Source organism: Providencia sp. CIM-Carb-044 (assembly GCF_033901115.1).
Classification (GTDB): Bacteria; Pseudomonadota; Gammaproteobacteria; order Enterobacterales; family Enterobacteriaceae; genus Providencia; species Providencia hangzhouensis.
The window spans coordinates 397,864-421,261 of the sequence record NZ_JAXADV010000002.1 but is presented as its reverse complement, the minus strand read 5'-3'; the positions used below and the strand labels follow the sequence as shown (position 1 = coordinate 421,261).

The 23,398-nt window shown below is 39.1% G+C and carries 19 protein-coding genes and 1 pseudogene; 14 read left to right on the top strand and 6 right to left on the bottom strand.

Annotated features, from left to right (window positions below; translation table 11 throughout):
* Window positions 1-45: 45 nt before the first annotated feature.
* The 3 genes from SJ312_RS05230 to yebS form a co-directional block, all read right to left on the bottom strand.
* Window positions 46-279, bottom strand: coding sequence for a DUF1480 family protein (locus tag SJ312_RS05230; protein WP_004253902.1), 234 nt, complete (start codon window positions 277-279; stop codon window positions 46-48).
* Between the two features lie 147 nt (window positions 280-426).
* Window positions 427-2,766: a PqiB family protein gene (locus SJ312_RS05225; protein WP_110591781.1), complete on the bottom strand. Its 2,340-nt coding sequence runs from the start codon at window positions 2,764-2,766 to the stop codon at window positions 427-429.
* The gene (gene yebS / locus SJ312_RS05220) at window positions 2,741-3,967 is read right to left on the bottom strand and encodes a membrane integrity lipid transport subunit YebS (protein WP_094960507.1); all 1,227 of its coding nucleotides are present in this window, start codon (window positions 3,965-3,967) and stop codon (window positions 2,741-2,743) included. The genes SJ312_RS05225 and yebS overlap by 26 nt, the downstream gene beginning before the upstream one ends.
* Before the next feature lie 132 nt (window positions 3,968-4,099).
* Here yebS and SJ312_RS05215 point away from each other — a divergent pair.
* The 7 genes and pseudogenes from SJ312_RS05215 (at window position 4,100) to SJ312_RS05185 (ending at window position 11,935) form a co-directional block, all read left to right on the top strand.
* A pseudogene (locus SJ312_RS05215) lies at window positions 4,100-4,581 on the top strand (GAF domain-containing protein).
* 110 nt (window positions 4,582-4,691) lie between these two features.
* Complete coding sequence (gene proQ, locus SJ312_RS05210; protein WP_036957687.1) at window positions 4,692-5,381, top strand: RNA chaperone ProQ; 690 nt, start codon at window positions 4,692-4,694, stop codon at window positions 5,379-5,381.
* Window positions 5,382-5,400: 19 nt separating this feature from the next.
* Complete coding sequence (gene prc / locus SJ312_RS05205) at window positions 5,401-7,443, top strand: carboxy terminal-processing peptidase (RefSeq protein ID WP_004253916.1); 2,043 nt, start codon at window positions 5,401-5,403, stop codon at window positions 7,441-7,443.
* A 286-nt stretch (window positions 7,444-7,729) separates the two neighbouring features.
* A complete protein-coding gene (locus tag SJ312_RS05200; RefSeq protein ID WP_094960509.1) occupies window positions 7,730-8,428 on the top strand; it encodes a cell envelope biogenesis protein TolA in 699 nt (232 codons plus the stop codon).
* Between the two features lie 417 nt (window positions 8,429-8,845).
* Window positions 8,846-9,727: a protease HtpX gene (gene htpX / locus SJ312_RS05195; RefSeq protein ID WP_004253918.1), complete on the top strand. Its 882-nt coding sequence runs from the start codon at window positions 8,846-8,848 to the stop codon at window positions 9,725-9,727.
* Between the two features lie 346 nt (window positions 9,728-10,073).
* Window positions 10,074-11,456, top strand: coding sequence for an alanine/glycine:cation symporter family protein (locus tag SJ312_RS05190; RefSeq protein WP_094960510.1), 1,383 nt, complete (start codon window positions 10,074-10,076; stop codon window positions 11,454-11,456).
* Window positions 11,457-11,656: 200 nt separating this feature from the next.
* Window positions 11,657-11,935, top strand: coding sequence for a hypothetical protein (locus SJ312_RS05185; RefSeq protein WP_004253921.1), 279 nt, complete (start codon window positions 11,657-11,659; stop codon window positions 11,933-11,935).
* A gap of 176 nt (window positions 11,936-12,111) precedes the next feature.
* On the opposite strand, the gene SJ312_RS05180 is transcribed toward SJ312_RS05185, so the two are convergent.
* The gene (locus SJ312_RS05180; RefSeq protein WP_004253922.1) at window positions 12,112-12,333 is read right to left on the bottom strand and encodes a DUF2594 family protein; all 222 of its coding nucleotides are present in this window, start codon (window positions 12,331-12,333) and stop codon (window positions 12,112-12,114) included.
* Window positions 12,334-12,704: 371 nt separating this feature from the next.
* Between SJ312_RS05180 and SJ312_RS05175 the strand changes: the two genes are divergently transcribed.
* The 4 genes from SJ312_RS05175 (at window position 12,705) to SJ312_RS05160 (ending at window position 17,273) form a co-directional block, all read left to right on the top strand.
* A complete protein-coding gene (locus SJ312_RS05175) occupies window positions 12,705-13,904 on the top strand; it encodes a sugar transporter (RefSeq protein WP_164565264.1) in 1,200 nt (399 codons plus the stop codon).
* A gap of 126 nt (window positions 13,905-14,030) precedes the next feature.
* Window positions 14,031-14,363: a DMT family transporter gene (locus tag SJ312_RS05170; protein WP_004254027.1), complete on the top strand. Its 333-nt coding sequence runs from the start codon at window positions 14,031-14,033 to the stop codon at window positions 14,361-14,363.
* Window positions 14,364-14,409: 46 nt separating this feature from the next.
* Window positions 14,410-14,709 (top strand): DUF333 domain-containing protein, encoded by a 300-nt coding sequence (locus SJ312_RS05165; RefSeq protein WP_004254028.1) that lies wholly within the window; start codon window positions 14,410-14,412, stop codon window positions 14,707-14,709.
* A 281-nt stretch (window positions 14,710-14,990) separates the two neighbouring features.
* Window positions 14,991-17,273 (top strand): FdhF/YdeP family oxidoreductase, encoded by a 2,283-nt coding sequence (locus tag SJ312_RS05160; RefSeq protein WP_112307137.1) that lies wholly within the window; start codon window positions 14,991-14,993, stop codon window positions 17,271-17,273.
* Window positions 17,274-17,331: 58 nt separating this feature from the next.
* On the opposite strand, the gene dsbB is transcribed toward SJ312_RS05160, so the two are convergent.
* Window positions 17,332-17,847 carry a disulfide bond formation protein DsbB gene (gene dsbB, locus SJ312_RS05155; RefSeq protein ID WP_004254030.1) on the bottom strand — a complete coding sequence of 172 codons (516 nt, stop codon included), beginning with the start codon at window positions 17,845-17,847 and terminating at the stop codon, window positions 17,332-17,334.
* Between the two features lie 151 nt (window positions 17,848-17,998).
* Window positions 17,999-19,549, bottom strand: coding sequence for a sodium/proton antiporter NhaB (gene nhaB, locus SJ312_RS05150; protein ID WP_004254031.1), 1,551 nt, complete (start codon window positions 19,547-19,549; stop codon window positions 17,999-18,001).
* Window positions 19,550-19,770: 221 nt separating this feature from the next.
* Here nhaB and fadR point away from each other — a divergent pair, with 221 nt between their 5' ends.
* The 3 genes from fadR (at window position 19,771) to alr (ending at window position 23,392) form a co-directional block, all read left to right on the top strand.
* Window positions 19,771-20,487 carry a fatty acid metabolism transcriptional regulator FadR gene (gene fadR, locus SJ312_RS05145; RefSeq protein ID WP_094960513.1) on the top strand — a complete coding sequence of 239 codons (717 nt, stop codon included), beginning with the start codon at window positions 19,771-19,773 and terminating at the stop codon, window positions 20,485-20,487.
* Window positions 20,488-20,949: 462 nt separating this feature from the next.
* A complete protein-coding gene (locus SJ312_RS05140) occupies window positions 20,950-22,251 on the top strand; it encodes a D-amino acid dehydrogenase (RefSeq protein ID WP_110591774.1) in 1,302 nt (433 codons plus the stop codon).
* Between the two features lie 61 nt (window positions 22,252-22,312).
* Window positions 22,313-23,392 (top strand): alanine racemase, encoded by a 1,080-nt coding sequence (alr, locus tag SJ312_RS05135; RefSeq protein ID WP_110591773.1) that lies wholly within the window; start codon window positions 22,313-22,315, stop codon window positions 23,390-23,392.
* Window positions 23,393-23,398: the final 6 nt, after the last annotated feature.

Genomic DNA, 23,398 nt, shown 5'->3' with positions numbered 1-23,398 from the left:
CTACTTATATGCTTAGTCAATAGCCTAAGTGTACTAACAAAATTCTTAAGCAAGTTTCATCACCCAATGGTGATTTTCTTTATCATAACGATCACGATAGAGCAGGACTGGCTTTTCATCTAAAGTTGCAGGGATACTTGTATGCTCGTCCCAGCCATCAAGCTGCATGCAAAAATCGGTATCAGAATCACATGGAATACTCACTGTGTCGCTTTTATGGGAAGCCATAACTGCATCATTAATTTCATAGGAAGATATTTTCAATTTTACAATACACATAACTGCACCTCATTCATTGATTTTAACTATATATAAACAGCCCAATGAAATTAAGCATAGTATAAATGGAATTAATTTCCAAAATAATTTTTATGACGCATGAAGGGTTAGGGTGCTATATGTGGTTAATATGCACCCTAATAGTGGTTATTTTTTAGGAATAGAAGTTCCCCAGCCCATGTAATCTTTAGGGGGTTCCAACTTCAGGATGAAATGCTGTTCAGGCTTGGCTTTTGGGGCTAAAGGCACTGACGGCGGGGTTGCGAAGGAAATGCCACCGCGTACAAATTGTTTGAAAGTCCCACTCTTGGCGACACCACCAGTTAAACCAAATGAGAAATTAAAACCGGAAGATTGCCAAAATTCTGTATTATTGCGAATGAGATATTGGTATTCCTTGCCAATGCGTGTGGCAACATATACGCGATCGGAAAGCTCTCCCAAATATAGACCTGTAACAACACCGACTTCTAGGCCTCTGAATAAAATAGGCGTGCCAACTTGAACGGAGCCGACATCACTCGCATCAAGGTAAATAGTTAAACCGTCTAGATAACGCGAGTCTGTAATATTTGCAGCTTGTAATTCAAATTGATAACGGCTTTTATTATTACGTCCTGGCTCAGCACTAATATAGGGTTGTAATATGCTATCTAAATTATTTAAACCCGCAGGGGATAATTCAGGTGTTACAACTGCGAAACGGCTTCCTAACCGGGTAAAAGCACTGACATATTCAGGGTATAGAATGGCTTTTGCTTGTACTTCACGTTTATCAGATGACAATTTTAATGATTCAATTTGGCCAATATTGATGCCCAAATAACGGATAGGCATGCCTTCTGAGAGTTTTGATGCATCAAATGTTGTTAATGTAATGATGCTTCCTATTGCTTTCGCGGAGGTTTCATTTGGATAAAGTGTGTGTTGGCGAGCAGTATTGGCAACACCTCCATCCAGGTTATCAAAGCTAATAGCACCGCTAATGGCTCGGCTCAGCGGTGCCGCTTGAACGGTTAAACCATTACCATTAAGTTGAACTTTTGCACCACCTTCAGCCCAAAATACACTGTTTTCAGTGAGTAAGTGAAGATATTCATTTGAGATATTTACATTGATCGCAAACCCAGCCTTGGTCGGTTTAATGGCAATTATTTTGCCGACTGCAAATTGGCGATAAAGAACAACAGAGCCTGCCTGAATGTCTGGTAATGTTGTGGTATTGAGAGTGATAGTTGTGGGTGGTAAAGCCCCTAAAATACCCGCTTTTGCATTATCATCACTACGATATAAAGGAAAAGTTTCTGGGAGTTTTTCTTGGCTTTGTCCTGCTATCAGATGAATACCACCATCTAACCACTCTTGGGGAGTAGCTCCTTGGAATTGTAATCCATTAAGACCTAATTGGATATCCACTCGGCTATTAGCAACAAACTTGCTGTCTTCTCGAACAAGATGTTGGAACTCATCATATATCAGGATATTAAAATTTACTTTCTCAGTTGCTAAGTGACGCTGTAACACCTCACCAATTTGAATGCCCTTATAAACAATAGGTTGGCCTTTATCGACGCCATAAGTGTCATGTGCCCAAAGTGTTAGCAACAGGGGGTCTTTACCATCTTGTTCTGCGGTTTGGGCTATTTTTTTACTGTCTTGTAGGACAAATTTTTGCCCTTCTTCTGCTTGTGGGCTGTCTTGTGGTGAATCAAAAGCAATGGCGCCATTTATAACAGCAGAAAGGCTTTCCATTTTTACGCTAGCGCCAGATTTAAGGTCAAAGCTGCCTTGTAGCCCTGACACATTCCAAAACTGGCTCTCTTTACGGACCAAGTGAACATAAGGTTTTTTGACAACGGCAGAAATGGAAACCCCTTGGTTATCAGGCAAAATGGTGTAGTCTGAAATATAACCAACAGGGACTTTCCGGTAATAAATAGGCGAGTTTTCATTCAGTGAGCCTAAATCTGGAGCAGTCAGGTGAATAAGTAATTCACCTTTATCAATGTCTAGCTGCGGTGGTGTGTCTTGTGCAACAAAAGAGAACTGTTCTGTGCCTGTGCTTGGTAACATACCAATGTAATTTCCACCAACTAAAGCATCAAGACCAGAAACACCCGCTAACGATGCTTTGGGGGTCACTAACCAAAATTTAGTCCCTGAATTTAAGGCTGGCCGCATATCTTTATTCACACTAGCAGTGACAATGATGGTTTTCATATTTTTACTGATAGCAACGGATTGTACTAAACCTACTTCAACCCCTTGATACCGGATAGGCGTTCTATTGGCGACGACTCCAGGTGCGGATGTAAACTCAATAGTGATATCCGTTCCTCGTTCAGCCCAATGTTGAAACAAAAGCCAGCCTGCAATGAAAATAGCGACTAAAGGCAATAGCCAGAAAGGCGAAATTTGCCTGCGTTTGCGTAATATGGCTTCTGATATTTCTTCAGAGGGTTCATTTTGTAGGTTTTGATTTTCCATAAGAATCCCAAATTAAACGGCTATCTAACCACTCAACAGCCAAAATTGTTAAAATAACGGCTGAACCAAAATACAGTGCGGCTGGCCCCATAGTAAAAGACATGAGTTGATCACGGTTAACGAGTGTCATCATCAAGGCGATGACAAATAAATCTAGCATTGACCAACGACCAATCCACGAAACAAACCTAAGTAATTTCATACGTAAAATAGGGTCAGTATTGCTTTTTAAATGGATAGAAAACAGTAGCAATATCATAATAATAATCTTAATAAATGGAACCAGTATACTGGCGATGAATACAATAACTGCGATTGGCCAGTTACCTGAATCAATTAAAGAGACAACCCCAGAATAAATGGTGTCTTCTAAGCGCTGTCCATTGAGATAAAAAATAGAGATTGGCATTAAATTAGCAGGAAACAATAACACCATGGCAGCAATTAGTGCGGCCCAAGTTTTTTGTAAGCTATAAGGTTCCCGATAATGAAGAGGGCGATGACATCGTTTGCATTTCCCATTCCAATTTGCGGGCCCAGTGTAATGGCAAGCCGTGCAAGTTAGCGAGTTATCTTGTACTTTTTTATTATTGATGGGATAAAATTTTTGCCATAACTCATCTAGGTTTATGTGGATGAGAATTAATAAACTGAGAATAGACATAGTAATAAAAGCCACTAAGCCATGCCCAATGAATACACTTGCGTAATCTTGCATTTTAATGGCGGCAATACCCAATGCTATTAGGTAAACATCTAACATAACCCATTCTTTGATGTGGCTTAACACTAAAAGAATAGGCCGGAGATTCAAATTGATATGCTGACCAATAGATAACAATAAAATTAAAATTGGTAATAATAAGGGGGCTGCAATAGCACAAAAAGCCACTATACTGGCAGTAAATGGATCCCCTTGTTGATTAATTAAGCGTATACCTTCAATGACATTTGCATTAATTTGGCTTCCTAATAAATGAATAGAAATAAGGGGTTGCCAAAAAGCAATGGGAGCAAGCATCAGTAATGTGATAGCCAGTATTGATAAACGGTTGAGTGACCAAGAACGTCCATCATTAAGTTGACTAGAACAGCGAGGACAAACAACGACTTGTCGTACGTTGGCTCGAGGGGTTAGTAGCTTCTGATTGCAATGATTACAACGTTGAAAAAGCAAATCAGTGTGGTTAATGTAGTTCATATTGACTCATTTTAGGTGGTTACCTAGATGTAATCTAGTGTAAAAAAATTTACCTCAAAGTGACAAATTGGTAACCTTAGGGCTACGCTTACAAACATTCGATTAATTGCTTGATTATTACAAGAAATAATTATGGATAAAAAGAAGTATTATCTTGAACTTTCGGACAATCTTCTGCATTACTTGCAGGTGAGTATGATTTAATTGCAACTTTAGCAAATACCAGTGCATTATTATATGAATATTTAGAAGGGGTTAACTGGGCTGGTTTTTATCTCAGTAATGGGCAAGAATTAGTTCTGGGTCCTTTCCAAGGTAAAGTTGCGTGTGTTCGAATTCCTTTTGGTAAAGGCGTTTGTGGTACAGCTTTTAGTAATAACCAAGTTCAGCGTATAGAAGATGTTCATGCCTTCCCAGGTCATATTGCCTGTGATGCAGCAAGTAACGCTGAAATTGTGTTCCCTTTGGTAGTTAGTGGGCAAATTATCGGGGTTTTAGATATTGATAGCCCAAATATTAGCCAATTCGACCAAGAAGACGAAAAAGGGCTACAACACCTTGTAAACCAGTTGTGCCAACATCTGGCAATGTGTTCTATGCCTAAATATCACTAAATAATGGTCAGTTAAATTAATAGTAACGTGGCAATTGTCAGCAACACGATTATAATGTCGGCTTGTTCATGCCCGTGAGGTTGGCAAAATCGTTGTTATCAGGAAATTTCATGGAAAATCAACCTAAGTTGAATAGTAGTAAAGAAGTTATCGCATTTCTAGCAGAGCGTTTTCCTCGCTGTTTTATCGCTGAAGGCGAAGCACGTCCGTTAAAAGTCGGAATTTTTCAAGATATCGTAGGATGCTTAAAAGAAGAAGATGGTATTAGCAAAACGCAATTACGTTCTGCGTTACGCATGTATACTTCTAGCTGGCGTTATCTCTACGGTGTTAAAGAGGGCGCTAAACGCGTTGACTTAAATGGTGAAGATTGTGGTGAATTAGATGCAGAACATATTGCTCATGCGCGCCAACAATTAGCCGAGGCTAAAGCTCGCGTTCAAGCACAACGTGCTGAACAAAAAGCACAAAAACGTCCAGCAGCGAAAAAAGCGAGTGAGAAAACCCCTCGTAATCAAGATGCAGCTAAAGAAAAAACGCCTCGTCGCCGTCCGTCAGATAATAAAGAACGCTCGCAAAATACATCTGCTAAAGCCCCTCGTCGTAATACACCTGCGCCAGAGCAAAATCTGAAATCAGTCACTGATATCAATACCCTTCAAATTGGTCAAACTTTGAAAGTGAAAGTCGGTACCAGTGTGATGGACGCCTCTGTGCTGGAAATTGCGAAAGATGGTGTTAGGGTTCAATTGCCAACAGGGCTGGCAATGATTGTACGCGCGGAACATTTAAAGTTCTGATACGGAGGTCAATCAGGTCATGAACAAACTTCTTAAAATTGCATTGGTGGTAAGTCTAGCGACTTTTGGCAGTGCAATAGCTAATACTCAAGCAGTGGCTCCGGTCACTGCGGCTCAGTTACCTGTCTTAAAACAGAGTGCACAGCACGGTACTGTGAGTGAAAGGGTCACCTCTCGGTTTACTCGCTCACATTATCGCCAATTCGATTTAGACAATGCGTTTTCTGGGAAGATATTTGATCGTTATCTCAATATGTTAGATTTCGGTCATAATGTTTTACTTCAATCCGATATTGACCAATACGCCAAAGATAAAGGCAAAGTGGGTCAGTGGCTTGAGGATGGCAAATTAGATACGTTCTATGACCTGTATAACCTGTCTCAGGAAAGACGTTTCGAGCGCTTTAAATATGCATTGGCTCGTTTAGAGCAACCCATCGATTTAAATGCGACTGATTCTATTGAAGTTGACCGTTCAAAATCACCATGGCCTAAAGATAAGCAAGAGCTTGATCGTCTATGGGACCAAAAAGTGCGTTATGATTGGTTGAATTTAAAACTATCAGGTAAAGATGATAAAGAAATCAAAGAGAAACTGACAAAACGCTATAATTTTGCGTTGCGGCGTTTAACGCAAGCGCAAAGTGAAGACGTTTTTCAATTGATAGTTAACTCTTTCGCTCGTGAAATTGATCCACACACAAGTTATCTGTCGCCTCGTAATACTGAACAATTTAATTCAGAAATGAGCTTATCATTAGAAGGAATTGGTGCGGTATTACAGCAAGATGACGAAAATACGGTTATTAACTCATTAGTTGCTGGGGGGCCAGCTGCTAAAAGTAAAGAGCTAAAAGTCGGCGATAAAATTATCGGTGTTGGCCAAACGGGTAAACCTATTGTTGATGTGGTTGGCTGGCGCCTTGATGATGTGGTTGCTTTAATTAAAGGCCCGAAAGGAAGTAAAGTTCGGTTAGAAGTCGTTTCTGATACTAAAGGGGCGAAACCTCATATTGTCACCATAGTTCGGGAGCAGATCCGACTGGAAGACCGAGCAGTCAAACTGACGATTAAACAGCAAGGTAAAGATAAAGTTGCTGTTTTAGATATTCCTGGTTTTTATGTTGGTTTAACCAATGATGTTAAAACTCAATTGCAAAACTTGGCTAAAGATAATGTTTCCGCATTGGTTATTGATTTACGCGGTAATGGTGGTGGAGCATTAACCGAAGCGGTCTCTTTATCAGGTTTGTTTATTCCGAAAGGGCCAATTGTTCAAGTTCGTGATAATAACGGTCAAGTTCGCCAAGATATTGATGATGACGATGTTATTTATTATAAGGGGCCTCTTGTTGTTTTAGTCGACCGCTTTAGTGCATCCGCATCTGAGATTTTTGCTGCAGCAATGCAAGATTATGGCAGAGCGATGATTGTTGGGGAACCGACCTTTGGTAAAGGAACTGTTCAGCAGCACCGTAGTTTGAGCCGTGTTTACGATCAAATGCTAAAACCAGAATGGCCTTCATTAGGTTCTGTCCAATATACCATTCAGAAGTTTTACCGAGTTAATGGTGGTAGCACACAACGTGAAGGTGTAACCCCTGATGTGATAATGCCTACAGGCCAAGACCCAGCTGAAACTGGAGAAAGCTTTGAGGACAATGCATTACCATGGGATAGTATTCCTCCGGCAAAATATACACCTGTTGGTAATGTGTCTTCTGATTTATCACCAATAAAAACTCAGCATTTGGCACGTATTAGCAAAGACCCTGAATTCAACTATATTGATGAAGATATTGCTCGCTATAAAGTAAACAAAGAGAGTAAGAATCTTATTTCGCTCAACTATGCAGAGCGCCAAAAAGAAGATTCAGAACTTGAAGCGACAAAATTGAAACGTATAAATGAACGTAATACTCGGGAAGGTAAACCACTATTGAAATCAATTGATGATTTGCCTAAAGATTATGAGGGGCCAGACCCATACCTCGATGAAACGGTGAAAATGGCGATCGACTTAGCTAATCAACATACTAAGCTATTATCAAATAATAAATAATATTCTCTTAGTGTTTAACGGAATTAAGCCAGCGAAAGCTGGCTTAATTTTTTGAGTTTCTTTAACGCTATCTTAATCCGCTTAGAAAATAGAAAATCAAATGTTAATTTATTGTTAATTTTGGTGTTTTTAGTCAGTAGCTATTAAATTAGTGCAGTTTTATTCTTTATTTATTTTATTTTCCAAAACGACTGACTGAAATTGATGATTAATTATAGGTTTCTTTACCTTTACTTAATTTATCCTAAACTTTTGGTATAGCTTTCCTTAACAACGAGACAATACCATGCGTAAATTATTTGTAGGATTAATGGCAGTTAGTGTAATGATGATTGCATCTATTAATACAGCGAATGCAAGAAATTACCCATGTTCTGGAAGTAAAGGGGGAATAGATCGCTGTGAAGATGGTAAATTTATTTGTAATGATGGTTCAACAAGTCGCTCAGAGCAAGTGTGTACCATAGAATTAAAAAATGATATTAACAGCAAAGCGAAAGCGGCTGGTGCTTCGATTGGTGCAGGTGTTGCTAAACAATCAAGTAAACCATCGGTTTCTGACTCAATAAAGAGCACGAGTGATAAAGCCAGTAAAACAGCCTCTGATAAAGCAAGCAAAGCCAGTGATAAAGCATCAGATACAGCTAAGATAGTAAAAGAAAAAGCCGCTAAAACGACAGATAAAGAATCAGCAAAAGCGGTGAAAGAAAAAGCTAGCAAAGCGACAGATAAAGAATCAGTAAAAGCGGTGAAAGAAAAAGCTAGCAAAACGGCAGATAAAGAGCCAGCAAAAGCAGTGAAAGAGAAAGCTAGCAAAACGACAGATAAAGAGCCAGCAAAAGCAGTGAAAGAGAAAGCTAGCAAAGCGGCAGATAAAGAATCAGCAAAAGCGGTAAAAGAAAAAGCGTCTAAAGCCAAAGATAAAGAAACAGCTAAGACAGCAAAAGAGAAATCAACAAAATCGACTAAAGAGAAAACTAATTAGCGCGAGAACTAAACAACAGACAGCGATAGAACAGAATAGTGCCACTTAATGTGGCATTATTTTTTAATAGAGTGGAAGTAAAAGTAAATATTCATTCATTTGGCAAACAATGTGAGTGATAATATAGATAAATACACTAAATTGTTTTTGGTGATTGGCTAACTAGCTTTATCGTTTCAATTACAAATAGCTTTGAATTTAAATGGTTACAAAATGAGCCTTTAAAAACAAATGGTTAAATTCTTACTAAAGAAGTTATCATTTATTTAGAGCATAATGATGAGTTTTGAACGCAGCTATGTAAAGTTATGTTATTTTTTAGGGTTTTCGCGTTAATGCACTTGAAAAAGTGTGAAAAAACCTTATTTATAAAGTAAATTCTACGTATATTTGTTTTTACCAAGGAATACATAAAAAATGATGAGAATTGCTTTATTCTTACTCACAAACTTAGCGGTTATGTTTGTGTTTGGGATAATCCTAAGCTTAACTGGGATCAGAGGTAGTAGTGTCCAAGGCCTCATGATCATGGCTGGCCTATTTGGTTTTGGTGGTGCTTTCATATCACTACTGATGTCCAAATGGATGGCTCTAAAATCAGTGGGTGGTGAGGTTATTGAAACTCCACGTAACCAAACAGAACAGTGGTTAGTATCAACTGTTGAGCGTCAAGCAAAACAAGTTGGAATTCAGATGCCACAAGTGGCTATTTATCATGCTCCAGATATTAACGCGTTTGCAACAGGGGCTCGCCGTGATGCTTCGCTTGTTGCAGTAAGTACTGGGCTATTAGAAAATATGAGTCGTGATGAGGCGGAAGCTGTTATCGCTCATGAAATTAGCCACATCGCGAATGGTGACATGGTGACGATGACCTTATTACAAGGTGTGGTGAACACGTTCGTCATCTTTATTTCACGTATTATCGCACAGGTTGCGGCAGGCTTTATGTCCAACAGTGATAACGAAAGTGAAAGTAGTAATGGTAACCCAATGGTTTATTTTGCGGTTTCCATGGTACTTGAAATCGTCTTCGGTATTTTGGCAAGCATCATTACTATGTGGTTCTCTCGTTATCGTGAGTTCCATGCGGACGCAGGTTCTGCAAAATTAGTCGGCCGTGAAAAGATGATAGCTGCATTGCAACGGTTGAAAACGAGCTATGAGCCACAAGAAGAAGGCCGTTTGATGGCGTTTTGCATCAATGGTCGTGGTAAAGCATTCAGTGAATTATTTTTATCACACCCACCATTAGACAAACGTATTGAAGCATTGCGCTCAGGTGAATATTTAAAATAGCCTAAATAATAGTCTAAAGTTAGCTTTAAATAGACAACGATTTTAGTATCTGCCCAGTAATAATTTAATTACTGGGCATTTTTTATCTATACAATATGATAAATATGCTCCCTCAAAATACCCATTCATAGCTAACAAACTCAATTCTAATTCTGACTCGCAATAAATTGTATTAATAACTGTAATCGATAAATCACAAGTGAGCTTACTCACAATCTTTTATTTTAAATGATGAATTACTGAAAATTTGTTCGCTTTTATTTTACTTTTAATCTTTATTAGATTGATAAGGAATTGTTATGAATTCGATTGTTTTGTTAATTAATATGAATTAATTGGGGGTAGGATGGATTTGATAACTACGTGGTTAAGTGAACTAAATGGAGTGGTTTGGGGAGTACCAATGCTGGTTGGGATCTTAGGCGTTGGTATTTATATGCAAATCCGGCTTGCATTTTTACCGATAAGAAAAATTGGGACAGGTTTTAAGTTATTGTTTCAAAAGAATGAATCACGCGGTGAGGGACAAATATCACCTTTTAATGCATTAATGACAGCGTTATCGGCAACGATTGGTACAGGGAATATTGCCGGAGTTGCAACCGCAGTGGTCATGGGAGGGCCGGGAGCGTTATTCTGGATGTGGATGACGGCATTGGTAGGAATGGCAACAAAATACTCTGAGGCGGTGTTAGCTGTCCGTTTTCGTGAAGTCGATAAATATGGCCAATATATTGGTGGCCCAATGTACTACATTAAAAATGGATTAGGCCCTAAATGGATTTGGCTGGGAACACTGTTTGCCTTCTTCGGTGCATGTGCCAGTTTTGGTATCGGCAATACGGTACAAGCGAACTCAGTGGCAGATGTGCTAGAAAGTAACTTTGGTGTGCATAAATGGTTGACCGCAGGGGCTTTAGTTTTATTAGTTGGTGCGGTATTGATTGGTGGGCTGCGACGTATTTCTGATGTTGCAGGAAAACTTGTCCCATTTATGACTGTTGCCTATTTTGGCGCGGGGGTCATTGTGCTTGGTATTTATTTTACTGAGATCCCTGCGGCACTTTCTCTGGTTGTTACCTCGGCTTTTAACCCTGTTGCTGCTCAAGGTGGGTTTGCGGGGGCTGCTGTATGGGCTGCAATACGCTTTGGGGTTGCACGAGGCGTATTTTCCAATGAAGCAGGTTTGGGGAGTGCACCTATCGCCCATGCCGCTGCAAAAACACAAAACCCTATTCGCCAAGGACTCATTGCGATGTTAGGGACATTTATTGACACTATCATTGTGTGCTCTGTCACAGGGTTAACTATCATTATTACTGGTGGTTGGCTGACCAGTGAAACAGGCGCGACATTAACCGCATCATCATTCCAAACGGCAATTCCCGGTGGAAATTATATTGTTGCTATCGCATTAGCCGTGTTTGCATTTACCACTATTCTGGGTTGGAGCTTTTATGGCGAAAAATGTGTGCAATATTTATTTGGGTTGCGAGCAATAAAGCCGTACAGAGTTTTATGGCTGATTGCTTTACCTATCGGCGCAACACAATCACTTGATTTTGTTTGGTTGTTGGCAGATACACTAAATGCCATGATGGCGATCCCTAATTTGATTGCCTTGTTACTTTTAAGCCCTGTTGTTTATCGGTTAACACGTGACCATATAAAAGATGTGAACGCAGACAGCATTGATATGGCAAAACAGTTGTACGACAATAAATCATAATCTATTGATAATAAGCTTCATTTTAATAGTGAAGCTTATTATTTCATTAATATCTCTCCTCTCATTCATCAAGCCTATCGATAGGTAATATATAAATCATCTATTTTTATAGGTAAAATTACGGGATGGCGTTAAATGCGCTATGCTTAGAAGAGAAGTTGTAAACCATGCGTATTTTATAAATTAAACAAGGGGATAGAATGGATATTCTGGAGAAAACGTTATTGTTTGGTAATGATTTTTTGACAACGACAAATCCCGCTAGGTTAGTTCCGTTTAAATTTGAGATCTACCGTTCTGAGCAAGGTTTTTACCATCGGATTTATAAGCAAGTTGGTATGTCAGGCGCTAACTTTGGGCAAACGTTTGAAGTGTGGGCTTTTGAAGAACAGAAAAGTTGGGATAAGCAAACCGACGATACAACAGTCGATGAATATATTCAGCATTGCCAAGATATTTATAAACGGAATAATACATAAGTTGTAGAAAAAAAAGCCCCCTTCATAGGGTTCTGAAGGGGGAGCTAAATGAATAAAGAATGGTTTAATTCATGAACAAAGATAGATGATTTTCATGATTAAAACTTAGTTATTTGTGCAGTTTAAACCACTTTATAGCATGTATATCCTTAAAATAGCATTTATCGCTAAATAATCTATTGGCGATACGCTGTTTTTATCTGTTCTAACGTATTTTTATAGGTTTCTGCCTGTTTTTCGTCTTCCATTTGTGCAACTTCACGTTGCATCTTGACCAAAATCTTACCTGCATCAGCTTGGCCGATAGCTTTTAGCATATGCGTTAATAAGTTTTTTAGGCAAGTAACTTCATCTGCTAAGGTATTAACGTTAGGTTCAGTAGGAAAATGGTTTTTCATTAAAGCGGTCCTTTAAGCATAAAAAATAATAGTGAGATTGTAGCATAGAAAGTAATGCGATGTATTTTCAGATAACTGAATGTAATAAATATTCAGATAAATGACTTAAATTTGAACGAATAATGAAACAGAATAGTCGAGAGAATAAAAATAAGCAGACATGATATTGTTCTTGCCAATTAGGCAAAGAGGAGCCTTTATGAGTAATGAAAAAATGTGATACAATTCACATAAAAAGAGTTATTAGCAACCTAGCTTGCTTAGTGACAACTCAATCCTGTATGAAATACCAATATCCTTTCGCAGCAATTTTTACGCACAATTAAACCGTTGTGTATGTTATTTGTGGGAAAGTAAAGGCTAAGAGAAATATGACGCAAGTTTCTAGAAAAACAGCTTGGATCCGTGTAATAGCATTAGCGGTCGCTGCATTTGTTTTTAACACAACAGAGTTTGTGCCTGTAGCATTACTCAGTGATATTGCAAAAAGCTTTGATATGACGGTCGCACATACTGGATTGATGATAACAATCTACGCGTGGGTTGTGGCTTTGATGTCGTTACCTTTAATGCTATTAACCAGTAAAATAGAGCGTCGCAAATTATTAGCTTTTTTATTCGTTATTTTTGTTATTAGCCACATTATTTCAGGGTTTGCGTGGAGTTTTGATATTCTAATAGCAGGGCGTATTGGCGTTGCATTATCCCATGCGGTATTTTGGTCAATTACTGCATCTTTAGCTATTCGGGTTGCTCCTGCAGGTAAAAAAGCCCAAGCTCTTGGGTTATTAGCAACGGGGACCGCTTTAGCGACAGTATTAGGGCTTCCCCTTGGTCGAGTGGTTGGGCAGTTTTTAGGCTGGCGGGCGACGTTTTTAGGTATTGGTATCATTGCATTGTTTACTATGGTTGTGTTGATCCGCTTTTTACCTCGCTTACCAAGTGAACATTCTGGTTCGTTAAAAAGTGTTCCTATGCTATTCCAACGGCCTGCACTTGTAGGAATGTTTGCATTAACTGTTTTAGCTGTTACCGCACATTTTACAGCTTATAGCTATATTGAACCTTTTGTCCGAGAGGTTGCATTGCAAAGCCAAAATTTTGCTACTTTACTACTACTAATTTTTGGTGGTGCCGGTATTTTCGGAAGCGTAATATTTAGTCGTTACAGCAGCAAGTTTTCATTATCATTTTTACCTGCAGCAATCGCATTTATGACGATTTGTTTATTATTGCTGATGCCATTAGGTAGAGATGTTTGGTCTTTGGTTATGTTATCAGTGTTCTGGGGAATGGCGATGATGTGCATTGGCTTAGGGATGCAAGTTAAGGTGATTGATTTATCTCCTGATGCTACTGACTTGGCAATGTCAATTTTTTCTGGAATTTTTAATATTGGTATTGGCGCTGGTGCGCTGTTAGGTAACCAAGTTATTGTTCATTTGGGGATGACTCAAATTGGTTATATTGGTGGTGCGATCGGTCTGATAGCCTTTGCTTTATGTGTTTATCTATTCAAGCGCTATAGTGAATCTCTTACTGATAGAATAGACGTAGCTTCAAATCATTAACTCGTCTTAGCACCATGAAGAAGATATAAAAGCTCTGGGTTATTTTCAGGATAGACAGAGCTTTTTTGTTGTATATAGGAAAATAATAAGTTTCATTATTACTAATTCTAATAATAAGGAAAGGCGATGAAGGGTTTGGGTTTTTTGTTGATGTCTATTATTGCAGAAGTCATTGCGACGACAACATTGAAAGCATCTGATGGTTTTAGTCGTTTTTGGCCGTCTTTGATTGTTATTGTTGGCTATGCTGTCTCTTTTTGGGGGCTTTCGCAGGTAGTAAAAACAATGCCATTGGGTATTGCTTATGCAATTTGGTCAGGTTTAGGGATCGTGTTGGTTTCCGTCGCTGCAATTTATATTTACAACCAAAAACTCGATTTACCTGCAATTATTGGTATGCTATTAATTATTATTGGTGTTTTAGTCATCAATTTATTTTCAAAAAGCGGCGGGCACTAAACAGTTGGTGCAAAATGTTCAGGTAGCATGATAGGAGAAGCAGGGAATGAGGCATAGGGTTAATCATTTTTTTCAGCCAATAATAGCAATGTCACTTATTGGTGTTATATCTGTCATGTTATCTGCGTGTGGTAGTTCAAACGTGGATAAATCTGTGGAACATTCTGCGAGTCAGTATGCTCAACAAGTGGTCAATTTAGGCCCCGGTGCACAAGAAGCTTGTATGTCAGCGGGTGGGTTGCCCGCACTCACATTAGAATTAAATGGGTCACAAACTGCAGTATGCCAATTTGCGAATGGTAAACGTTGTGCTGTTGACATTATACAATCTGGCTCTTGTATATAACTCTTCTTTTTATGAAGTTAATTAATTTTCTTTTAATGGAAAGTTAATTAACTTCATGCATTTATTATAACTGAATGTTAAATTAATATTCATCATTTCTTTTTTTAATTATATTCTAATTACTCATTTATAAATCATCTAATTATGAACATCTATTTAAGTGTTTATTTTAATTATTGATATTTAACGGCGAAGTTACTAATATTAAATAATAAAGAAAAGTTTAAATAATTATAAAAGCATATATAAAGACATTTCCATTTATTAAAGAGTAATGCCTAATGAAAAAGAAAATTGAAGAGTATGATGGCCCCGCTGCGGGTTGGGGGGCTGTAAAAGCAGTTGCAGAAGCTTTACGTGGCCAAATGAAAGTAGGACACGATATCATTGCAATGTTTGAAATGAATAAGGTGGATGGCTTTGATTGCCCTGGCTGTGCGTGGCCTGACCCTGTACATACAGCATCATTTGATATTTGTGAAAATGGCGCAAAAGCAATTGCTTGGGAAGCAACATCTAAAAAAACAACCCCGGAATTTTTTTCTAAATATACTGTAACAGAATTACTCGAATGGGATGACTTTCATTTAGAAGATGAAGGGCGTTTAACTCACCCCATGAAATATAATTCACAAACAGATAAATATGAACCTATCGAATGGGAAGAAGCCTTTCAACAAATAGGTACGCGTTTACAAAGTTATTCAGACCCAAATACCGTTGAATTTTATACCTCCGGCCGGACTTCAAATGAAGCCGCATTTCTATATCAATTACTGGCTCGTGAATATGGAACAAATAATTTTCCAGACTGTTCAAATATGTGCCATGAGCCAACGAGTGTTGGTCTTGCTAACTCTATTGGTGTCGGTAAGGCGACGGTATTATTAGACGACTTTGATAAAGCAGATTTAGTGATTTGTATAGGTCATAACCCTGGGACTAACCACCCGAGGATGTTGAGCTCATTGCGTGAAGTTTCTAAACGCGGCGCAAAGATCATTGCAATAAACCCTTTAAGAGAGCGTGGTCTTGAGCGTTTTACCTATCCACAAGACGTGTTAGAAATGCTGACGCTAGAATCTACACCTTTAGCGGGGCACTATTATAAAGTTCGTGTTGGTGGAGACACTGCGTTACTTAAAGGGGTTATGAAGTTATTGATTGAAAAGCACCAAGCCGCAGTAGATGCAGGAAAAGAGCCTATTCTCGATACTGATTTTATATCAACTCATACACAGGGTTATGAAGCTTTAAAAAATGACTTACTGACAACAAGCTGGAAGGATATTTTAAGGGTTTCTGGCTTGCCACGCGAGTCTATCGAAGAGATTGCAGACCTTTATATTGAAGCAAAAAGCACCATTATTTGTTATGGCATGGGGATCACTCAGCACGAACATGGTACGCAGAATGTTCAGCAATTAGTCAATTTGCTGCTACTTAAGGGTAATATTGGTCGGGAAGGTGCGGGTATCTGCCCATTGCGTGGCCACTCAAATGTGCAAGGTGATAGAACCGTTGGTATTACAGAAAAACCGTCAAAAAGCTTTTTAGACAAAATTGAACAACGATTTGGTTTTAAACCACCAAGCGAATTCGGTCATGCTGCGGTCGCGAGCATGCAAGCCATTTCTGAAGGAAAAGCGAATGCTTTAATTTGCATGGGAGGAAATTTAGCGGTTGCAATGCCTGATAAAGACGCTTGTTTTGCTGGTATGAAAAAGCTTGATTTAGCGGTTCATACTGCAACTAAACTAAATCGCTCCCATTTATTAACAGCTAAGCAAACATTCTTATTACCCGTATTGGGTCGCAGTGAAATAGACAGACAAAGCAGTGGTGTGCAATGTGTTACTGTAGAAGACTCAATGTCGATGGTTCACGCATCAAAAGGTTTACTTAAACCATGTAGCCCTTACCTTAAATCTGAGTGTGCGATAATCGCAGGAATAGCTAAAGCGGCAATACCTCAGAGTAAAGTCGAATGGGATGATTTTATCGGTAACTATGACTTGATCCGTGACGCAATGGAGGCGGTATTACCTGGCTTTGATGATTACAATGCACGTATTAAAATACCGGGAGGATTTCACCTGACAAACGCTGCTTCTGAGCGTCGTTGGTTAACTCAATCAGGTAAAGCTAATTTTGTACCGACAGAAGGCGTTATTGAAGACCCGAATTCAGCAGTAAACAGTGAATTGATTTTGGCAACATTACGCAGCCATGACCAGTATAATACTACAATTTATGGGCTAAATGACCGATACCGTGGTGTGTTTGGGCAACGAGATGTTGTTTTCATCAGTGGTGCAGAAGCCCAAAAACAGAAGTTACAGGCGGGAGATAAAGTGAATCTCATCGCATTAGACCGTGAACAAAAACCAACAAAACGGCGTTTAGATAACCTCACTGTGGTGATCTATGATATGGCAGACCGAAGTGTTGCCACTTATTTCCCTGAAGCCAATAATTTAATTTCATTAGATAATTTCGACCCGCAATGTGGTATTCCTGCGTATAAAAATATCCCTGTGAAATTAGAGAGAGTCATTCAATAGATAGATGTGATTGTTTAGGAACCCCAAATGTTGAATTTAACATTTGGGGTTTTAAAGATTATTTTTTGGCTGGGAAGAATTGGCTGATGATAACAATGATTGCAACTAAGAGATAAGCCGCGAAGATACCAATTAACCATTGTGGCATATCAAGCCCTAAGAATGCCCATTGCCTAACGGCACAGTCACCTGTTGCTTCAAACACTGCAGGGACCCACTCTTGTAATGGTAACCAATCAGGGAAATTAACGAAAAAATCGCAAGAAGCAAATGGAGAAGGATAAAGTTGTAGCATGGTATGTTCCCATGCAAGGTCTAAGCCACGCCAAGCAGAGTAAACCCAAATAAGAATTGCTACCCAGCGTATTACCATATTCCGTGGTGCTATTGCCCCAATTAAGCCAGCAACCATAATGCCAAGTAATGCAACACGTTCATAGACACACATAACACAGGGTTGTAGCTTCATCACATGTTGAAAATATAAGGCCGCACACTCGAGCATAAAGGCAATAAAGGCCATGAGTAGCCAGGCGCCTCTCCCTTGCGAGCAGTAGTTAAAAAATCTGAACATACTTAGTATCCTAATTGAGTAATGCGCACATTTTGCCTCTATCAGCTCGATAAAAAAAGCAATTAAAGTGAAATAATGCAATTTCAGATAAGGCTTTACCTAACATTACAATTAGCCATATTGGTATATGGCTAATTGTTTTAAAGTATAGTTACTGGGCGAATGTAATCAAACCGATACTTTCCATCCAATGAGTGATTGGTACTAGCCAGAGCTCTACCCCTAATAACCCGACAATAGTCATTACGATGGTATATGGAAGAGCCATCCAAACCATACGACCGTAGGATAAACGGATTAGTGGAGATAACGCTGAGGTTAATAAGAATAAGAAAGCAGCTTGCCCATTAGGTGTTGCAACAGAAGGCAGGTTAGTACCTGTATTAATTGCTACGGCTAAGAATTGGTATTGTTCCATTGATACCAAACCTTCATTCGCTGCTTTTAAGGCTTCAGTAATGTAAACAGTCCCTACGAATACGTTATCTGATACGGCAGAGAGTAGGCCATTAAATAGATAGAATAATGATAATTGTGACGACTCAGAGGATTGCAGTACAAACTGAATAAATGGGGTGAATAGTTGTTGGTCAATGATTACGGCTACAATACTAAAGAAGACTGTTAATAATGCGGTAAAGGGTAACGCTTCCTCGAAGGCTTTCCCCAATGCATGTTCTTCTGTGATACCACAAAATGCGGTCGTTAGCACGATAACAGAAAGACCAATAAGGCCAACTTCCGCTAAATGGAAAGCAAGAGCAACGATTAGCCACACGCCAATTAAGCCCTGAACGACTAACTGTGCAAGATCTCTTTTGGTACGTTTAGCCGTCAGTTTTTTATCGTGCTCAGTCAAAATTTGACGTACAGAGTCAGGAAGCTCAGCACCGTAACCAAATAGCTTGAACTTTTCAACAACAAAACAGACAACCAAGCCACAAATAAAAACAGGTATGGTCACAGGAGCCATACGAATATAAAAAGTAATGAAGTCCCAATTAACATGCTTTGCAATGATAAGGTTTTGTGGTTCACCAACCATGGTCATGACACCACCAAGCGCGGTACCAATACCAGCATGCATCATTAAGCTACGTAAAAATGCCCTAAATTGCTCAAGGGTTTGCTTTTGCTCCGCACTATTAATGAAACCATCATTTTGTAGGTCAGTGTTGCTGGGCTGGTTAGAGGCATATTGGTGATAGATAGAATAAAAGCCAATTGAGACGCTAATGACGACGGCAATAACGGTTAATGCGTCTAAAAATGCGGATAAAAATGCACTTGCCATACAAAAAGCAAGGGAAAGAATGCGTTTAGAGCGCACGTTTATCAACAGTTTGGTGAAAACAAATAACAGTAATTGCTTCATGAAGTAGATACCAGCTACCATAAAAATCAGTAACAGGATGACTTCAAGGTTATTGCTAATTTCATGTGAAATTTGGGCAGGGGTGGTCATACCAATAATAACGGCTTCTATGGCTAAAAGACCACCTGGCTGCAATGGGTAACATTTAAGAGCCATTGCTAATGTGAATATGAATTCAACAACTAATAGCCAGCCTGCAACGAAGGGGCTGATGAAGTAAAAGATAATAGGGTTAATTATTAAAAATACAATAATTGCTAATTTGTACCAATCAGGTGAATTTCCCAGGAAATTTTTCAAAAAAGCAGTTTTTAAACTAAAATCCATTATGATTCGTTATCCTCTTTTATGCGGATGTCGTGTATTGTGCTATACATACTACTCTTATCTTTTGCGGATTTTAAGCTTATTTGCTAATTGAGAGCTTATGAATTATATGGAAATTCTATGATTTGCCTCACTCTTTATTTTCAGTCTAACTATATCAGACGATGACAATCTGGTATGATTTGCCCAATATCCGTCTAAATGTTTGGAATAATAAAAATATGGTTATTAAAGCTCAAAGTCCGGCTGGTTTCGCGGAAGAGTATATTATTGAGAGCATATGGAACAACCGCTTTCCACCAGGTTCAATTTTACCCGCGGAGCGTGAGCTTTCGGAATTAATTGGTGTGACACGAACAACCTTACGTGAAGTGTTACAGCGCTTGGCTCGGGACGGTTGGCTAACCATTCAGCATGGTAAACCAACTAAAGTGAATAACTATTGGGAAACGTCTGGTCTAAATATTTTGGAGACATTGGCTAGGCTAGATCACGATAGGGTGCCCCAGCTAATCGATAATTTATTGGCAGTACGTACCAATATCGCAGCTATTTTTATCCGTACAGCCTTTCGAAATAACCCCGAGAAATCAATAGAAGTATTAGCTGAGCGGGAAAAGGTTGAAGATAATTCAGATGCATTTAGTGATTTGGATTATAACATTTTCCGTGGTCTTGCATTTGCATCCGGTAACCCGATCTATGGCTTGATTATTAACGGCTTAAAAGGGCTTTATACCCGTGTTGGTCGCTATTATTTTTCGAACCCAGAAGCTAGGCGTTTAGCGTTAAATTTCTATCAACAATTAAGCCATCTTTGCCGTGAACAAGCCTATGACCGTATTATGGATTGTGTGCGTAATTATGGGAAAGAAAGTGGAATAATTTGGCATAGTATGCAAAGCAATATGCCTTCAGATTTAGCTCAAAGTCGCTAATTAATTAGTAGTTAAACACTTAAGGCCAGCATGTTGCATTGAATCTGCATGCTGGTTTTTTTATCGTTAATGATTGACAGTTTTTAGTCACATAGCCACCGAATACGAAAATGAAGCGGAAAAACCAATTTTTATTGGTTTTTTGAAATTTAATACTGACAAAACCCCTCGAATTGGTTTAATAAAATAAACATATTTTATTGGGCGCATCACTTGAATCGATAGAAAACTCTGAATTAACAAAATAGATAAATTGCCATTATTTTATCCAATTGAATTATAAGAATTTAAATTCATGCTGAAGTTTTAGTCTAGTATTTAATATCGACATGTAAAACAAATGTGATGAAATTTAAATTTTTTAACTTTATTGTTAAAAATGTTAATCCACCACATTGGCAAATAATTTCTAGAATATTATCCTAAAATAAATGATGCATATTTTTATTTTGCGGGGAAGCTATGAAAATTCTAGTGTTAGGTGCGGGAGTGATCGGTGTAACAACAGCATGGTATTTAGCACAAGAAGGGCACGAAGTGCTGGTGGTGGATAGACAACATGATGTAGCAGAGGAAACAAGCGCAGCAAATGCAGGGCAAGTATCCCCTGGCTATGCAACCCCATGGGGGGCTCCTGGTATCCCCCTTAAAGCCGTGAAATGGATGTTTGAAAAACATGCGCCCTTGGCAATACGTCCAGATGGTACGCTATTTCAACTGCGTTGGATGTGGCAGATGCTAAAAAACTGCGATATCCAACATTATGCGATGAATAAAAGCCGTATGGTGCGCATTGCAGAATACAGCCGTGATTGTATTCGCCAATTAAGAGTGGATACGGGGATTGAATATGAAGCTCGCCAAGGTGGCACCTTACAGCTTTTTCGTACGGCAGAGCAGTTTGATAATGCAGCGAATGATATTGCGGTCTTACAGCAAGAAGGTGTTCCATACGAATTATTGACGTCTAATGAATTAGTTAAAGCGGAACCTGCATTAGAGTTTGTCAAGCACAAGCTTACAGGGGGGTTGCGATTACCCAATGATGAAACAGGGGATTGCCAGCAGTTCACCAAAAAACTGGCTAAAATGGCGGAAAATGCAGGAGTCCAATTCAAATTTGGTAGCCGAGTTGAACAGATTTTAACCGAAGGTAACAAAGTTAGCGGCGTTAAAATTGATGGTGAAATTTTGCAAGCGGACCGATATGTGGTAGCGATGGGCTCTTATTCCACTTTAATGCTACAAAGTCTGGTTCAAATTCCGGTTTACCCACTCAAAGGCTATTCATTGACGATGCCAATTATTGATGAACAGCGTGCTCCAATGTCTACTATCTTGGATGAAACATACAAAATTGCAGTAACGCGGTTTGACAAGCGCATTCGTGTCGGTGGAATGGCTGAAGTCGTTGGGTTTAATTTGAATATCCTGAAAAAACGCTGCGAAACATTAAAAATGGTGGTACAAGATTTATATCAAGGTGGTGGTGATATTGCACAAGCGCAATTTTGGACGGGGCTGCGCCCAATGACACCGGATGGTACCCCAATAGTTGGGCCGACTGCATACAGTAATTTATATTTAAATACAGGGCATGGGACGCTGGGCTGGACAATGGCTTGTGGTGCAGGAAAACTGCTAGCAGATTTAATTTCAGGGAATACACCAGAGATAGCGTCTGATGATTTATCGGTATTTAGGTACCTTGATGGTTTTAATACCAAACTGGTTACTCATGGTGATTTAACTCCAGCACGTTAAGCGTTTGATGTTTTGGCATCATTGTAATTTTAGAATTAATTAAATGTACTAAGGAATTAAAATGCCGCGCCCTATAAGTGCTGTTATTCATCTACAAAATTTACAACATAATTTGGCTATTGTACGGCAACATGTTGGAAAATCGAAAATTTGGTCAGTCATGAAAGCAGACGGTTATGGTCACGGTATCAAGCAGATTTGGCCGGCATTAAAAGAAACGGATGGTTTTGGGGTATTGGATTTTGATGAAGCCATTTTATTGCGAAAAGAAGGGTGGAAAGGGCCAATTCTGTTGTTAGAAGGTTTCTTCCAGCCACAAGACTTACAATTGATTGACCAGTATAATTTAACAACCAGCGTTCATAGTGAGTGGCAATTGTTTGCTATTGAAAATGCACAATTATCATCACCTATTTCAGTCTATATAAAACTAAATAGCGGCATGAATCGATTAGGTTTTTCACCGAGCGAATACGAAAGTGTGGTACAACGGTTATCTAAAATGCCGAATGTACGCAGTTTAACGTTAATGAGTCACTTTGCTAATTCAGATACCAAAACGGGCGTTACTGAACCTTTTCAACAGATCCAGCAATTTGAACACTTATCTTTAGAAACCTGTATCGCAAATTCAGGGGCAACACTGTGGCATAAACACACACAATATGATTGGATTCGTACAGGTATTTTGTTGTATGGAGCTTCTCCAAGTGGAAAATCTACTGATATATCTGGGTTGAACTTGAAGGCGGCGATGACCTTACAGTCAGAAGTGATCGCTATCCATGAAATTCCAGCAGGTCAATCAATTGGTTATGGTAGCCGGTTTACATCGACTAAACCTATGCGTATTGCGACAGTAGCGTGTGGTTATGCAGATGGCTACCCTAGACATGCTGCCAATGGAACGCCTGTATGGTGCAAAGAAAAGCGTTGTGCGCTACTGGGGGCTGTTTCAATGGATATGCTGACAATTGATATCAGTGACTGTGGCGATGTTAAGCTTGGTGAGCGAGTGGAGTTATGGGGGCAAAACTTACCGGTTGATGAGGTTGCACAAGCTGCGGGGACAATTGGTTATGAGCTACTTTGTGCGCTAGCAAAAAGAGTTCCTGTTTCTTATGAAAATAAAGTAGAATAAATATTA

Bases quoted from the DNA above. Each gene is read 5' to 3' on its own strand.
- SJ312_RS05230 (WP_004253902.1), bottom strand. From the start codon at position 279: ATGTGTATTGTAAAATTGAAAATATCTTCCTATGAAATTAATGATGCA.
- SJ312_RS05225 (WP_110591781.1), bottom strand. From the start codon at position 2,766: ATGGAAAATCAAAACCTACAAAATGAACCCTCTGAAGAAATATCAGAA.
- yebS (WP_094960507.1), bottom strand. From the start codon at position 3,967: ATGAACTACATTAACCACACTGATTTGCTTTTTCAACGTTGTAATCAT.
- proQ (WP_036957687.1), top strand. From the start codon at position 4,692: ATGGAAAATCAACCTAAGTTGAATAGTAGTAAAGAAGTTATCGCATTT.
- prc (WP_004253916.1), top strand. From the start codon at position 5,401: ATGAACAAACTTCTTAAAATTGCATTGGTGGTAAGTCTAGCGACTTTT.
- SJ312_RS05200 (WP_094960509.1), top strand. From the start codon at position 7,730: ATGCGTAAATTATTTGTAGGATTAATGGCAGTTAGTGTAATGATGATT.
- htpX (WP_004253918.1), top strand. From the start codon at position 8,846: ATGATGAGAATTGCTTTATTCTTACTCACAAACTTAGCGGTTATGTTT.
- SJ312_RS05190 (WP_094960510.1), top strand. From the start codon at position 10,074: ATGGATTTGATAACTACGTGGTTAAGTGAACTAAATGGAGTGGTTTGG.
- SJ312_RS05185 (WP_004253921.1), top strand. From the start codon at position 11,657: ATGGATATTCTGGAGAAAACGTTATTGTTTGGTAATGATTTTTTGACA.
- SJ312_RS05180 (WP_004253922.1), bottom strand. From the start codon at position 12,333: ATGAAAAACCATTTTCCTACTGAACCTAACGTTAATACCTTAGCAGAT.
- SJ312_RS05175 (WP_164565264.1), top strand. From the start codon at position 12,705: ATGACGCAAGTTTCTAGAAAAACAGCTTGGATCCGTGTAATAGCATTA.
- SJ312_RS05170 (WP_004254027.1), top strand. From the start codon at position 14,031: ATGAAGGGTTTGGGTTTTTTGTTGATGTCTATTATTGCAGAAGTCATT.
- SJ312_RS05165 (WP_004254028.1), top strand. From the start codon at position 14,410: ATGAGGCATAGGGTTAATCATTTTTTTCAGCCAATAATAGCAATGTCA.
- SJ312_RS05160 (WP_112307137.1), top strand. From the start codon at position 14,991: ATGAAAAAGAAAATTGAAGAGTATGATGGCCCCGCTGCGGGTTGGGGG.
- dsbB (WP_004254030.1), bottom strand. From the start codon at position 17,847: ATGTTCAGATTTTTTAACTACTGCTCGCAAGGGAGAGGCGCCTGGCTA.
- nhaB (WP_004254031.1), bottom strand. From the start codon at position 19,549: ATGGATTTTAGTTTAAAAACTGCTTTTTTGAAAAATTTCCTGGGAAAT.
- fadR (WP_094960513.1), top strand. From the start codon at position 19,771: ATGGTTATTAAAGCTCAAAGTCCGGCTGGTTTCGCGGAAGAGTATATT.
- SJ312_RS05140 (WP_110591774.1), top strand. From the start codon at position 20,950: ATGAAAATTCTAGTGTTAGGTGCGGGAGTGATCGGTGTAACAACAGCA.
- alr (WP_110591773.1), top strand. From the start codon at position 22,313: ATGCCGCGCCCTATAAGTGCTGTTATTCATCTACAAAATTTACAACAT.